Genomic DNA, 13,840 nt, shown 5'->3' on the forward strand with positions numbered 1-13,840 from the left:
CAGCGCTTATGTGGGTTGTTTCCACGGCGGCGACATATCGAGCGGTCAAAGTCGGCGAGTTGGGCATGGCTCTCCCGCCTGCTGTCAACCGACCCTGCCGCACCGTGAATTGAACCCCGACGCGCGCCCGTACGTGTGGAGGGCGGTCCGGCCGTTCGACGGCGGGCCGACCGAACCACGAAGATCGGAGCCGGATACGTGTCGCACATACGCACCGAGAAGTCCCGAAGGACCTTGCGACGGCAACGGGTGCGTCGTCGAAGGATCTCCAAGCTGACGCTCACCCTCGCGGGCGTGCCGCTGGCCATGGGCGTGCTCGCCGGAACCGTGTTCGCCGCCGTCGGGGGCCATCACCGCGCCGCCGGAGCGGCTCCCGCCGCCAGCGCTCCCGCCAAGGCGGCCGCGGCCGCAGCCGCCGCCAACCCCAACTGCACCCTGATCGTCCCCGCCAACCCGTTGAGCGCCCAAGGCCTGGCCACCCCTTACCAGTTGACGGCGACCAACCCCGCGATGGGCCCGTGCAACGAGGCCAACGCCAACCAGTCGGCGTTCGTCGAGGCGGCGATCATGGGCAACAACGGCCAACTGACGCTGTACAACCCGCTGGTGATCGACAAGGGCACCCAACCGGCCGCGACCCCGGCGGCCGCGCAGGTCCCGGCGGGATCCACGGTCGGCATCTGGTTCGGGTTCAACGGCACCAACCTGACGCTGAAGTCGGCCGCGGGGGCCAACAGCCTCACCCAGGGCAAGTGCGTCAACGGGCTGAACGGCTCGGTCTTCGGGGAGTTCGCGCAGTGCAACGCCCCCGCGTTCTTCAAGGCCGCCAACGCCCAGATCGCCAACAAGCAGTTGCAGGTCCCGGCGGTGGGCACCGCGAAGGACGGCATGCCGTGTCCCACCACGCGTGACTTCTCCGTGGTGGACCAGGACCAGAGCGACAACGTGGTGACCCACTACCTGGCCAACGCCAAGGGGCAGACCGCCCAGAACAACGCCGCGGGCATGGCCGCCGTGCCGAACGCCACCGACCTGGCCAACGCCAGCGACAACCTCCTGATCAGCAAGTTCATGGACCCGGCCCTGGGCTGCACCCCGTGGACCGTGCCGGACCAGTCCAGCGGCAACCAGCCGAGCGCCGCCCTGCCGTTGGACGAACTGTCCGCCGCGGCCAACCAGAAGGCCCCGATCGCCCTCGTGCCGCTCAACGACCCGATGACGCTGAACAACGCCAACGCCAGCCAGACCAAGACCAACCTGTACCGCGCCGGAGTCGACCAGCCCCCGATCGGCGCCGCCGACAACGGCAACGGCAAGACCTACTGCCAGAACATGTTCAACAACCCGATGGGCGTACAGCGGATCTTCAAGGACCAGGCGATGTTCGCCAACGCACCCTCCCCGGACGCCGCGATGGCCACCAACCTGTTCACCTTCCTGGGGATGCGGGCGAACCAGAGCTTCACCAACCTCGGTTGCGGCAAACTCCTCAACGCCGCCAACCCGATCACGTTGACGACCAACGGCAACGGTGTGGTCACCGCCGCCGCCCTCGCCCCGCTCGGCAAGACCCCGCCGTCCGCCGCGCCCTCGGCCCCGGCCATGCCCTCGGGGATGCCCTCCGGTTCGGCGATGCCCAGCGCGCCCACCGGTACCGGCGGTATGCCGCCCACCGCGTCCGCCTCCGCCCCGGCGCCCGGCGCCAGCGCGAGCGCCACCGCCCCGGCGGGCGGCACCATGGGCAACAGTCCCACCCCGGCGCCCAGCAAGTCGTGCCGTCCGCCGAAGAAGGTCCGTTGGTGACTGATGCCGACGACCGGTTATTCGCCGTCGCTGTCTTCGGCCGCGGAGACGGGTGTGGTGAAACGGTAGCCCGCGGCGAGCAGCTTCGGCAGGTAGCTGCGCACGGCCGCCAGGGTCTGCGAGCGGTCGCCGCCGCCGTCATGGTTGATGATGATCGCTCCGGTGCGGGTGCGGTTCAAGACGGTGGCGGCTATCCGCGCACTGCCCGGACGGGACCAGTCACGCGGGTCCACCGACCAGGCCAGCGGCCGCAGGTCGTACTCCGAGCAGGCGGCCAGCACCTCTGGTGTGAACGTTCCGAAGGGGGCACGGAACAGCCCTGGGCGGTCGCCCCCGGAGGCCGACTCGATGGCGTCGGCGGCCTGTTCTATCTGGTCGCGTATCTGCGCCGGACGCATATGCCGCAGATTGGGGTGCGACCAGGTGTGGTTGGCCAGTGTGTGCCCCTCTTCGGCGGCGCGGGCCACCAACTCCGGGTGCTTCGCGGCGTGTTCGCCGATCACGCAGAACGTGGCGGTGACCCGGTGGCGCCGCAACTCGTCGAGTATGTGCGGGGTGTAGCGGGGGTCGGGGCCGTCGTCGAAGGTGATGGCGATGGTCTTGGGGCCTGCGTCCACGTGGTACAGCGGCCCGCGCTCGCCTTCTTCCCCGCTCCGCGCGGGCCCGGGGGTGGGAAACCGGGACCGGGTCCGCGCCCCGGTGGCACCGTGCCAGGGCGGATCGACCAGCAGGCCCCATCCACTCACCGCCGCGGCCACCAGACCGCCGGTGTACAGCACAGCCCGCCGAGGCACGCTCACCGTCACGGGACATCGTCTCCCTCGTAGCGGTTGCCCCCACCACGGCGGCCACGGGCGCTGACGCCCGCTACCGCGTTACACCGCCACCCTGGCACCGGGCCGCCTCCCCGGCAGTCGGGACTACGCCATTAGCATGAACGCCCCCGGGGTCACGCCAGGCCGTGGGCCTGCTGGGAGCGCCGGGAGAGCGAGTCCAGCACCACGGCGGCGAGCAGCACCCCTCCGGTGATCATGTACTGCACCGTGGTCTGGATGCCCATGAGCAGCATTCCGGACGCGATCGACTGGATGACGAGGATGCCGAGCAGCGCGGACCACGGCCTGCCGCGCCCGCCGAACAGGCTCGCCCCGCCGATGACGGCCGCGGCGACGGAGTTGATCATCAGGATGCTGGAGCCCGAGGTCTGGCCCACCGAGTCCACCCGCGAGGCCAGGAAGAGCCCGCCGAGTGCGGCCAGCGTTCCGGAGATCGCGAAAACCGAGACCCGCACCCGCGCCACGTTGATGCCCGCCCGCCGGGTCGCCTCGGCACCGCCGCCGATCGAGCAGATCCGCCGTCCGTACTTCGTACGGCGCTGCACGAAGTCCAGGCCGACCACGAGGACCAGGAAGATCAGCAGGGCGAGCGGCAGGCCCTCGAACTGGTTGAGCACATAGGCGGCGCCGAACGCGACCACCGCGACCACGGCGCTGCGCAGCGCGAGCTCGCCGAGCGGCCGGTACGGCACCTCGGCGGCCCTGCGCCGCCGCCGGTCCTGGTAGGAGGCGAGGAAGAACATCACCACCCCGAGCGCGGCCAGCCCGTAGGCCGCGGCCGTGTTGTGGAAGTACTGGTTGGTCAGGGCGTAGACCAGGCCCTGGTCATGGAGGTTGATGGTGCCGCTCGCGCCCAGGACGTGCAGCATCAGCCCGTTCCAGGCCAGCAGCCCGGCCAGGGTGACCACGAAGGAGGGCACACCGACCCGGGCGAAGAAGAACCCCTGGAGGCCGCCGATCGCGGCGCCGACGAGCAGCGCGGCGACGATCGCCACCCACTCCGGCAGGCCGTCGTTGATGTTCAGCACGGCGAACACGGCCGCCGTCAGCCCGCTGACCGAGCCGACCGAGAGATCGATCTCGCCGAGCAGCAGCACGAAGATGATGCCGACCGCGATCAGTCCCGTACCGACGAGGTCCACACTGAGGTTGGACAGGTTGCGCGGGGAGAGGAACTGGTGGTCCAGGATCTGGAAGACGGTCCAGATCACCGCGGTGCACAACACGCCCGGCAGCGAGCCCAGTTCGCCGCCGCGCAGCCTGCGGGTGAACTCGCCCAGACGGCCTTGCGGTTCCCGGACCGGCTCGTTGCGGCGCCGTTCGGCGGTGACCTTGGTGGGATCGGGATCCGAAGCTTCCGGGGTGCTCACAGCATCGCCTCCCACGCCCACGTCCTGCGGTGGGTCACGGCGTTGTCGGTGGCCCCGGTGATGGAGGAGACGATCTGCTCCTGGGACGTGGTCAGTACGTCGAAGAAGCCGTTGTTGCGGCCGAGGCGCAGCACCGCGACCTGGTCCGCGACCGCCTTGACATCGCCCAGGTTGTGACTGATGAGCAGCACACCGATGCCGCGTTCGCGCAACCGGTCGATGAGGTCGAGGAAGTGGGCGGTCTGCTCGACGCCCAGGGCGGCGGTGGGCTCGTCCAGGATGAGGACCTTGGGTTCGCTCAGCAGCGCGCGGGAGATCGCGACCGTCTGCCGCTGGCCCGCGGACAGTGACGCGACGGGGACCCGCACACTGGGGATGCGGATGGACAGGGTGTCCATCAACTCCAGTTGCCGGGTGCGGCGTTCCATGGCCACCTCGTCGAGGACACCGCCCTTGCACAGTTCATGGCCGAGGAAGACGTTCCCGACCACATCGAGGGTCTCGCACAGCGCCAGGTCCTGGTAGACGCCCGCGATGCCCAGGGACTGGGCGTCATGGGGGCGGCTGATGCGCACCGGTCGGCCGTTCCACTCGATGACACCCTCGTCCGCGGGACCGACACCCGTGATCACCTTGACGAGGGTGGACTTCCCGGCGCCGTTGTCACCGACCAGCGCGACCACCTCACCGGCGTGGATCTCCAACTCCACGTCCGTGAGCGCGCGGACGGCCCCGAACCGCTTGCAGATTCCGCGCAGGGCCAGCACGGGCGTGGTGGACACATCGACCATCTCCTTAACCGATGAGACCCGCCTTCTGGCAGGCGGCCCTGTACTGGGGCGTGCAGATCTGGCTGACCGTGTAGGGACCGTGGTCGACGACGGTCTGCCGGATGGTGTGCACGGTCACCGGCGCCAGGGTGCCCAGTACGGCCGGGATGTCGTTGCTGGTGTCGTTGCTGACCCGGGCGTTGGCGATACCGTGCAGCGTCTGGCCGCGGCCCAGGGCGACGGCCATCTCGGCGGCGGCCTTGGCCTCCGAGACGAAGGACTTGTAGACGGTGACGGTCTGTTCGCCGGTGAGCAGCCGCTGTACGGCGGCGAGGTCGGCGTCCTGGCCGGTGATTGGCGGCAGCGGTGTGACATCGGCGGCCTTGAGGGCGTCGACCACGCCGGAAGCCAGGCCGTCGTTGGCGGACACCACGCCGTCGATCCGGTTCGGGCCCAGTTCGGCGATGGCGGCGGACATGTTGTTGAACGCGTTCTCCGGGATCCAGCCGCCGGTGTAGTACGTCGCGTCGATGCTGGCCCTGCCCTTGAGGACGGACAGTGCGCCGTCCTTCAGCGCCCCGGTGTTGGGGTCGGTGGGGTCGCCGTTCATCATGACGATCTGCGGGTCCTTGCGGCCGATGGCTGCCAGGAGGGCTTCGGCCTGGATGCGGCCGATCTGCCGGGAGTCGTAGCTGGAGTAGGCCGAGACCGGGCCCTGGACCAGCCGGTCGTAGGAGACGACCGGGATGTGCGCGTCATGTGCCCTGATGACGGAGGCGCGCAGCGCCTTGTTGTCGACCGGGTCGATGACCAGCACCCGGACGCCGTTGGCGATCATCGAGTCGATCTGCTGCTGTTGGGTCGCCACGTCCGCGGAGGCATTGGCGTAGTGCACCGTGCAGTCATGGCACAGCTGCTTGATCTTCTGCTCCATCAGCGGCTTGTCGGAGGTGGCCCAGCGGGCGGTGTGGGTGTCGGGGAAGAGCAGGCCGATCGTGAAGCCGCCACCGCCGCCTGCCGGGGCGCTGGTGTTGAGGGGGCCGCGGGCCGTTCCGCACGCGGCGAGGACGGCGGCCATCGACACCGCCGTCACGGCAACCGCAGCGCGGCCCAGAGAACTCTTCATCCGCGGGCACTTCCCGTCGTGGTTTCCTCATCGACAATAGCCGCAATACGTAAAAATCGGACTCAAGGTCGATGGGTCTCCTCCGGTGTCAGCATGATCTCCCCCCAAACCTGCTTGCCACCGCTGAGCGGCACCGCGCCCCACGAGCACGACAAGGCCTCCACCAGCAGCAGCCCCCGGCCGCCGGTCACCTCCCAGTCCACGGTCCTCGGCTTGACCGGTGCGCGCGGCGAGGAGTCGCTGACCGCCACCCGCAGCCGCTCCCCGGCGAGGGTGAGGTCGAGCCGCACCTCGCCCTGGGTGTGCACCAGGGCGTTGGTGACCAGCTCGGAGACGATCAGCAACGCCGCGTCCGTCTGCTCGGTCACGTTCCACGAGCGCAGGATCCGCGCGGTGAACCGGCGGGCGTGCATGACGGCGTCGGGTAGCCGCCACACCGCCCAGCCCGCGCGCAGCGGTCGGGTCCGCAACCCGTCGTAGCGCAGCAGCAGCACCGCGACGTCGTCCTCACGCTGGTCGGCGCCGCCGATCAGCGCGTCGGCCAGCCGGTCCACGTCGGACGGGTCGGTGGCCGAGAGCACCTCGCACGCCCGTCGCACACCGTCGTCCAGATGCAGACTGGACGACTCCACCAGGCCGTCGGTCAGCAGCGTGAGGACGCTTCCGGTGGCCAGGCCGACCACGGTCAGCGGGAACTCCGCCTCCGCCAGCACCCCCAGCGGCGGCCCGCCCTCCGCCTCCACCTCGCCGGTGTTGCCGTCGGGGTCGCGCAGCAGTGGCGGCAGATGACCGGCCCTGACGATCCAGGCGTCGCCTTCCTCGGTGTCCAGGGCGACATAGCAGCAGGTGGCGAACGCGTCCGTCTCCATGCCGACGAGCAGCCGGTTGGCGTGCGAGACCACCACGTCCGGCGGATGGCCCTCCACGGCGTAGGCCCGGATGGCGGTGCGGATCTGGCCCATGATCGTCGCGGCCTCGGCGCTGTGCCCCTGCACGTCCCCGATGACCAACGCCACATGCCGGTCTGTGAGGGGAATGACGTCGTACCAGTCGCCGCCCACCTCGAGCCCGGCCGTGGCGGGCAGATAGCGGGCGACCGCCGCACAGCCGGACAGCTCGGGCAGCTTGCGCGGCAGCAGGCTGCGCTGGAGCATCGCGGCCAGCTCGTGCTCGGCGTCGAAGGCACGGGCCCGCATCAGGGCCTGCCCCACCAGGCCCGCGGTCGCGGTCAGCAGCGACCGCTCCTCGGTGCCGAACTCGTGCGGCTCGTCCCAGCCGAGCAGGCAGGCGCCGACCAGTCGGCCGTCGGCGGGCAGCGGCAGCACCGCCAGCCCGCCACGGCCGATGTCGGCGAGCCCCGGCTCAAGGCCGGTGCTGGTGGTCCACAAGCTGGTGCGGCCCTCGCGCAGCGCGGCCTCCAGCGTGGGCAGCGCACGGGCCGGGGCATCGGGCCACTCCGAACGCCACTGGGAGCGCCAGATCTCCGGCCATGCCGACGGCTCCGGCGGATCGAGGACGGTGACCACCAGTCGGCTGGCGTGCAACTCCGACAGCGCCATCCGGTCGGCGCCCAGGGGTTCACGCAGGGCGGCCACCACGCCCCGGCTGACGTCCCGCACGCTCATCGCGTTGGCCAGGATCGCCGACAGCCGCTGCACCCGGGCGACCTCGTCCGTGCTGGGCCGCAGATGCGAGGCCTCGGCGAGCACACCCAGCATCCGCTCCGGCCTGCCGCCCGCGTCAGCCAGTACCCGGCAGCGCAGCCGCAGCCAGCGCAGCTCACCGGACGGCCAGCGCACCCGGAACTCCAACTCCCGTGAGCTGGGCGCCAGATGGCCCGGTTCGACGACGGACATCAGCGCGGGCAGGTCCTCGGGAACGGTGTGCGCCAGCAGGGTCTCCACGCGTCCGTCGAACTCGTTCTGACCGATCCCGGCCAGTTCCAGCACCTGTGCGTCGGCGTCTATCTGTCCGGTGGCCAGCAGCAGGGTGAACGAGCCGACGCGCATGTGCCGCAGGGCGGCGTCCGGTGGTGTACCGCCACAGGCGGCGTTGGCGGCGTCGAGGAGCACGCCGACCTGGTCCGCGTACAACTCCAGGAGGCTGCGCCGCACGGCATCGAAGCCGTCCCCGGCGCGGTCCACCACGACCAGGCAGCCCAGCCGCCTGCCGTCGGCGCCCAGCGGCAGGGCGCCCAGCCAGACGGCGGCCTGCCCGGCACCGTGCCCGGTCACCTCCGCCGGGTCCAGCCACCGCGGCTGGCCGGTACGGAAGGCGTCGGCCACCGGCGAGCTGCCGGACAAGGGGTAGCGGGACGACAGCCCGTAACAGGCGCCGGGACCTTCCCCCACCGTCTCGGCCTGCCGTAGCTCGTCCGCGTCCTCGTCCAGCACGTAGACGGCGGCGAGCGCCGCCCCGGCGAACACCACGCTCCGCTCCGTCACGATCCGCAGCGTCCTCATAGCAGAGAGTCGACTCGGTACCCGGAACCGTTCAGGTTCCGCGGCATCAGGGCCGCCGCATTCCGGCCCTTTATCATCACACATTCCCGTTAAGGGCGGGATTGATCCGAATCACCCTCGTACAAGCTTGCGCAACCATGCAAGTGGCGTGGCTACGATTGGCCAGCCCGAACGCAGCGGAACCCCAGGGGAGGGCCCAATGAGCACGGAATCCCACGCCGTCACCGACGAGCGGCCGACTGACCCGGCAGCGCGGCCGGTGGAGTCACTGACCGGGATAGCGCACCCGGGACACACCTTCGACCGGATCCTGGCCTGGGTGCCGCGCGCCCTGTCCAGCAAGGCGCACGTCGTCTTCCTGGTCGCGCTCGGGACCTATCTGGTCCTGCTGCCGCTGGTCCACGTCCTCACCCCGAGCGCCACCGCGGAGCTCATCGGCGGCAACTACACCAACGTGACCAGCGACGTGGGTGCGTGCATCGCCGCCGGCGGCACTTTGCACCTGGTGCGCGCCAATCGCCGGCGCACCCGTATGGAGGAGGAGCGGTTGCGCCTCGCCCGGGAGACGCACCGGCTGCTGCACCACGTCCACGCCGATCACGCCCGTCTGCTCGGCCACGAGGTGCTGGAGGCCGACCAGGGCTAGGGGCCGTCAGTTCCCGGGCTCAGCGGTCGATGTGGACGTTGGTCGACTTCACGCGGGCGGTGGCCTGCATCCCGACCTCCAGCCCGAGTTCCTCGACGGCCTCCCGGGTGAGCAGCGAGACCAGCCGGTGCGGCCCCGCCTGGATCTCCACCTGTGCGGCGACATCGCCCAGCTTGACCGCGGTGACGATGCCGGGGAAGGCGTTGCGGGCCGTGGTGTAGGAGGCCTCCTCGTCGCCTCCAGTGCTCTGCGCCAGTTCCACGGAGAACGCGGCCAGGTCCTTGCCGTCGATGAGACGGCGACCGGCCTCGTCGCGGTGCGTGCGGATACGGCCGCCGTCTGCCCAGCGGCGGGCGGTGTCCGGGCTGACGCCGAGCAGGCGCGCCGCCTGGCCGATCGTGTAGGACTGCATGTGCCTCACGATAGTGGCCCTTTGCGCGGCGATTGCGACGGGTCGCCGCCCTCCGCGGCCAGGGCTGCCCCGGTAAGGTGAAAATGAATTTCAATTGCGATAGGCTGGCGGCCCTGGTCGACGCCAAGGAGGGGCCATGCTGGTTCGCTATCCCCGCACGCGGTACTCGAGACACCCCAACTGCCTGTACGCACGGCCGGATCGGGAGCGGTCGGCGCCCGCGGCCGACGTGGCTGCCGAACCCGCGGCATCCCCGCAGGGTGTGGTCATCGACCGGGAGCGGCGTACGGCATCGGTCGACGGGCGGCCGATCTCCCTGACGTATCTGGAGTTCGAACTCCTCGCCCGTCTGGTAACGGCCCCGCGGCGGGTGCACACCCGGACGCAGTTGATCAACGAGGTGTGGCGGCAACCGTCCGTCGGCGACACCCGCACCGTGGACGTCCACGTCGCCAGACTCCGCCGCAAGCTGGGCCCGGCGCACCGCTCGCTCATCGCGACCGTACGCCAGGTCGGCTACACATACCGTCCGGCGTGATGTCACGCGTGCGCGGACGCCGAACCGGGCGTTGCCGAAAGTGCCTTGAGCAGTTCCACGATCTCGGGATCGCGCAGGCGGTAGCGGACCACCCGGCCGTCCCGGTCGGCCCACACGGCGCCCGAGGTGCGCAACAGCCGCAGCGCCTGGGAGACCGCCGTGTCCCGCATACCGGTGGCGAGCGCCAGATCGGAGACCGCGGTGGGGCCCGCCCGGTACAGCGCGAGCAGCAGCGAGAGGCGGCCTGGGTCGGCGAGCAAGGCGAAGCGCTCGGCCCAGGTGCGCACCCGCTGGGGGTCGCCGATCCCCTCGATGGCATCGCACACCGTGTGCTCGTCGATGGCGCGCTGGTGCGCGCGCTGCGGGGGAACCAAGTGCATGGGTGGCATTCTCGCCCCACTCCGCGCTGTTGACCAACACACCTGCACACCTGTGCAGACTTGAAGCCACCATGGCTGGACATCTACCGTTGTCCAGCCGTGGTGTTCGGGAAGACCGGTGCGAAGCCGGAGCGGCCCTCGCCACTGTGATCGGGGAGTTGGCATACCTCCGCCACCACCAGGCGGTACGCCACTGGGGCCTTCGGGTGCCGGGAAGGTCGGGTACGTCGGCGTTCGACCCGTCAGCCAGGAGACCGGCCACGGCACCGCACGCGACCTACGTCCACGAGGTGCTGGAGAGGCTCCCTGAGATGACCCTGTCTGAAAACTCCGCCTCGGCCGTGGCCGTTCCGGCCACGCCGCTGATCCGCTGGGAACGCAAGGACTGGATACGCACCGGCGGGCTGCTGGCGGTGATAGCCGCCCTGCACGTCGTCGCCTTCGCCATCCTGGTGACGATGGTCGCCCCCCACCACTACACCGTCGGCAAGCAGGTCTTCGGCCTCGGTCTGGGCGTCACCGCGTACACCCTGGGCATGCGCCACGCCTTCGACGCCGACCACATCGCCGCGATCGACAACACCACCCGCAAGCTGATGGCCGATGGCAAACGTCCCATCTCGGTGGGCTTCTGGTTCGCCCTCGGCCACTCCTCCATCGTGATCGTCCTCGCCGGGGGCATCGCGGCCGGTGCGCACTTCGCCACCACCTTGACCAACGACAACTCCAGCACCCGCCAGACCCTCGGCGTGGTCAGCACCAGCGTCTCCGGTGGCTTCCTCTATCTGATCGCCGCCCTCAACCTGCTCTCGCTGGCCGGGATCTACCGGGTCTTCAAGGCCATGCGGGCAGGCCAGTTCGACGAGCACGAACTGGAGAAGCACCTGGACTCCCGTGGCTTCCTCAACCGCGTCCTGGGACGGCTGACCAAGTCCATCACCCGCCCCGGCCAGATGTACCCGGTGGGCCTGCTGTTCGGCATCGGCTTCGACACCGCCACCGAGGTCACGCTGATGGTGATGGCGGGCTCCGGCGCCGCCGCCGGACTGCCCTGGTACGCGATCCTTTGCCTGCCGCTGCTGTTCGCCGCCGGAATGAGCCTGTTCGACACGCTTGACGGCACCTTCATGAACTTCGCCTACCACTGGGCGTTTTCCAACCCGGTGCGCAAGGTCTACTACAACCTCACCATCACCGGCCTGTCCATCGCCGTCGCCTTCCTCATCGGCACCATCGAACTGGTCGGCGTCCTGCACGACCAACTCAGCCTCGACGACGCCGTCACCAACTGGATCTCCGGCATCGACCTCAACAACGTGGGCTTCGTCATCGTCGGTCTGTTCGTGGTGGTGTGGGTCTGCGCGTTGACCTACTGGCGGCTGGCCAAGGTCGAGCGCCGCTGGCCCGTGCCGACGGCCGAAGCCGACTGAACCGCGCCGGTCAGCGCACCGCGACCAGCACGTATCCGGTGCCGAACTGCCAGACTGGGCAGATGTGTTGGAACCCCGCCCGGCGCAGCAACTCGACGTGATGCGACAGGGGCAGGCCGTTGTCGGGGTTGTGGTGTGCGCTGGACGGCCTGGGCTGGTCGGTGAGCAACTGCGCCAGCTCGGGTTCGTCCGCCGCGGCCGCCCACCACGACGTCCAGTCCTCCAGGTCGTGCGGCCGCCGCCGTTCGGCACGGCGGCGTCCCACCTCGACGGCGATCCGCGACGCCGGATCGCCGCCGGGCTCGAAGTGGTCGCTGTTGACCAGCACCCCGCCCGGCCGCACCAGTGCGGCGAACTGCCGGTAGGCGTCTGCCAGCACCTCCACGGGTAGGCAGTGCAGCGCGGTGGTGGAGACGACGGCGTCCAGCGGACGGTCGAGTGCCATGGCCCGTACCCAGCCGTCCGCCCCGATCGTCGCCTCCACGAACTGAGCCGCCGCCGCATGATGGGTTCTGCCCAACTCCAGCAGCAACGGGTCCCGGTCGACGGCCACGATCTCCGCGTGCGGCAGCCGCCGCACCAGTCGCGCGGCCAGTGACCCGGGGCCACAACCGAGGTCCACGACCAGCGGGTTCGGCTCGTCGCGGACCACATGCTCAACGATGTCCGCGATCACCGTGAACCGCTCCTCACGATCCACGGCGTAGCGTTGCTGCTGGCGCTCCCAGCGCTCCACCCACAGCGCGGCCGTTGCCATGCTCAGTCCCATCGGGTCGCGCCACCTCCAACGTCTCGTACCGTCCGCTCGGGCGGTACGAAGACTACAGGTGGAAACGATTTTCAACTGAGTGTGCTTCACTCCAAGGTGGCCAATACCCGCAGAAGTCGGTCGATCTCTTCCGGGGCGTTGTATACGTGCAGACTCACCCGCACCGAGTTCTGCCTCTCGCCCGCGCTGCCCTGGCAGTGGCTGTCGCTGCGCACCATGAACCCCTCGCTGAACAGCACGAACCCCAGATCGCCCGAGTCGATGCCACGGTGCCGGAAGGAGACGATGCCTCGCCGCTGCTGCACGTCGGACCCGGCCGCCAGACTGCGTTGGCAGCCCAGCACCTCGTACGGCGCGAGCTGACGCAGCCCCTCGGTCAGCCGGGCCGCCAGTGCGGTCGTCCAGCGCTCGATGCGGCCGGTGCCCGCGGCGTCCAGCCAGTCAAGTGCCGCCCGCAGACCGGCGATTCCGCTGGTGTTCGGGGTGCCGTCCCAGCCGCCCGGTGTGAACCGGGGGCCGCGTGCGTTGCGGGCCCACACCGCGCCGCTGCCCGGCAGGGCCAGCGCCTTGTGGCCGGAGAACACCGCGAAGTCAACGTCGAGTTCGGCCATGGAGACCGGCAGATGGCCCACGCTCTGCGCGGCGTCCAGGCAGATCGGTATGTGCGGCCCCACCGCCCGGCGGATCCGGTGCACGTTCATATCACCGCCGTAGACATGGTGGACATGGGTCACCGCCACGAACCGGGTGCGTTCGCCGACCACTTCGCGCAGCGCCCCCGGCTCGTAGTCATGGGAGTCCGGCTGGTACGGCATGGGGCGCACCGCTACCCGCACACCCCGTCGGGCGAGCAGGTCACGTGCCTCAAGCCATGGTGCGATGTTGGCCTGGTGGTCGGCGAACGGGACGACGATCTCGTCCCCGTCGGAGAGGAAACCGGTCAGCCAGTCCCGCGCCACGGTCCGCAGTCCTTCCGTGGCCCCGCTGGTGAAATGCACGTCGGAGCGTTCCGGCGCGGGATCGCGCAGGAACTCCTTGACGCGCCGCCGGGTGTCCCGTACCAGTTCCGTCGTCTGGTTGGCCCAGGTGTAACTGCCGCGCCCGGCATTGGCGTTGGTCGTGGTCAGATAGGTGTGTACGGCGTCCAGTACCGCCCGCGGCTTCTGCGCGGTCGCCGCGCTGTCCAGGTACGCCAGCTCCGGATTGCCCGCGATGATGGGGAACTGGGCGCGCAGAGCGGTGTGCCATGCGCGTAGCTCCTCCAGTACGTCGGTGGCCTGGTCGCTCGTGGCGGTCAC

13 protein-coding genes and 1 riboswitch are annotated in these 13,840 nt (G+C 70.0%); of the genes, 4 read left to right on the plus strand and 9 right to left on the minus strand.

Annotated elements, in window-relative coordinates; genetic code table 11:
- Window positions 1-198 precede the first annotated feature (198 nt).
- The gene (locus NON19_RS02660; RefSeq protein WP_255924887.1) at window positions 199-1,803 is read left to right on the plus strand and encodes a hypothetical protein; all 1,605 of its coding nucleotides are present in this window, start codon (window positions 199-201) and stop codon (window positions 1,801-1,803) included.
- 17 nt (window positions 1,804-1,820) lie between these two features.
- On the opposite strand, the gene NON19_RS02665 is transcribed toward NON19_RS02660, so the two are convergent.
- The 5 genes from NON19_RS02665 to NON19_RS02685 form a co-directional block, all read right to left on the minus strand.
- The gene (locus tag NON19_RS02665) at window positions 1,821-2,609 is read right to left on the minus strand and encodes a polysaccharide deacetylase family protein (RefSeq protein ID WP_255924888.1); all 789 of its coding nucleotides are present in this window, start codon (window positions 2,607-2,609) and stop codon (window positions 1,821-1,823) included.
- A gap of 143 nt (window positions 2,610-2,752) precedes the next feature.
- Window positions 2,753-4,009 carry a sugar ABC transporter permease gene (locus NON19_RS02670; RefSeq protein WP_372513969.1) on the minus strand — a complete coding sequence of 419 codons (1,257 nt, stop codon included), beginning with the start codon at window positions 4,007-4,009 and terminating at the stop codon, window positions 2,753-2,755.
- On the minus strand, window positions 4,006-4,800 hold the full coding sequence (locus NON19_RS02675; RefSeq protein ID WP_255924889.1) for an ATP-binding cassette domain-containing protein: 795 nt from the start codon (window positions 4,798-4,800) through the stop codon (window positions 4,006-4,008). The genes NON19_RS02670 and NON19_RS02675 overlap by 4 nt, the downstream gene beginning before the upstream one ends.
- 4 nt (window positions 4,801-4,804) lie before the next feature.
- Entirely contained in the window at window positions 4,805-5,905 is a 1,101-nt protein-coding gene (locus NON19_RS02680) for a substrate-binding domain-containing protein (protein WP_255924890.1), read from the minus strand.
- A gap of 62 nt (window positions 5,906-5,967) precedes the next feature.
- The gene (locus NON19_RS02685; RefSeq protein WP_255924891.1) at window positions 5,968-8,367 is read right to left on the minus strand and encodes a SpoIIE family protein phosphatase; all 2,400 of its coding nucleotides are present in this window, start codon (window positions 8,365-8,367) and stop codon (window positions 5,968-5,970) included.
- 199 nt (window positions 8,368-8,566) lie between these two features.
- Here NON19_RS02685 and NON19_RS02690 point away from each other — a divergent pair, with 199 nt between their 5' ends.
- The gene (locus tag NON19_RS02690; protein ID WP_255924892.1) at window positions 8,567-9,013 is read left to right on the plus strand and encodes a hypothetical protein; all 447 of its coding nucleotides are present in this window, start codon (window positions 8,567-8,569) and stop codon (window positions 9,011-9,013) included.
- Between the two features lie 19 nt (window positions 9,014-9,032).
- Here NON19_RS02690 and NON19_RS02695 read toward each other — a convergent pair whose 3' ends face one another.
- Complete coding sequence (locus tag NON19_RS02695; protein WP_255924893.1) at window positions 9,033-9,425, minus strand: TOBE domain-containing protein; 393 nt, start codon at window positions 9,423-9,425, stop codon at window positions 9,033-9,035.
- Between the two features lie 136 nt (window positions 9,426-9,561).
- Here NON19_RS02695 and NON19_RS02700 point away from each other — a divergent pair, with 136 nt between their 5' ends.
- Window positions 9,562-9,963, plus strand: coding sequence for a winged helix-turn-helix domain-containing protein (locus tag NON19_RS02700; protein ID WP_372513970.1), 402 nt, complete (start codon window positions 9,562-9,564; stop codon window positions 9,961-9,963).
- Window positions 9,964-9,965: 2 nt separating this feature from the next.
- Here NON19_RS02700 and NON19_RS02705 read toward each other — a convergent pair whose 3' ends face one another.
- Window positions 9,966-10,343 carry an ArsR/SmtB family transcription factor gene (locus NON19_RS02705; protein WP_255924894.1) on the minus strand — a complete coding sequence of 126 codons (378 nt, stop codon included), beginning with the start codon at window positions 10,341-10,343 and terminating at the stop codon, window positions 9,966-9,968.
- A gap of 83 nt (window positions 10,344-10,426) precedes the next feature.
- Window positions 10,427-10,620, plus strand: a riboswitch (cobalamin riboswitch).
- 34 nt (window positions 10,621-10,654) lie between these two features.
- On the opposite strand from NON19_RS02705, the gene nicT reads away from it, so the two are divergent.
- On the plus strand, window positions 10,655-11,773 hold the full coding sequence (gene nicT / locus NON19_RS02710) for a Nickel transporter NicT (RefSeq protein WP_255924895.1): 1,119 nt from the start codon (window positions 10,655-10,657) through the stop codon (window positions 11,771-11,773).
- Window positions 11,774-11,783: 10 nt separating this feature from the next.
- Here nicT and NON19_RS02715 read toward each other — a convergent pair whose 3' ends face one another.
- Window positions 11,784-12,542: a class I SAM-dependent methyltransferase gene (locus NON19_RS02715; protein ID WP_255924896.1), complete on the minus strand. Its 759-nt coding sequence runs from the start codon at window positions 12,540-12,542 to the stop codon at window positions 11,784-11,786.
- An 86-nt stretch (window positions 12,543-12,628) separates the two neighbouring features.
- Window positions 12,629-13,840 carry an aminotransferase class V-fold PLP-dependent enzyme gene (locus tag NON19_RS02720; protein ID WP_255924897.1) on the minus strand — a complete coding sequence of 404 codons (1,212 nt, stop codon included), beginning with the start codon at window positions 13,838-13,840 and terminating at the stop codon, window positions 12,629-12,631.

This window comes from Streptantibioticus rubrisoli, from assembly GCF_024436055.1.
Lineage (GTDB): Bacteria > Actinomycetota > Actinomycetes > Streptomycetales > Streptomycetaceae > Streptantibioticus_A > Streptantibioticus_A rubrisoli.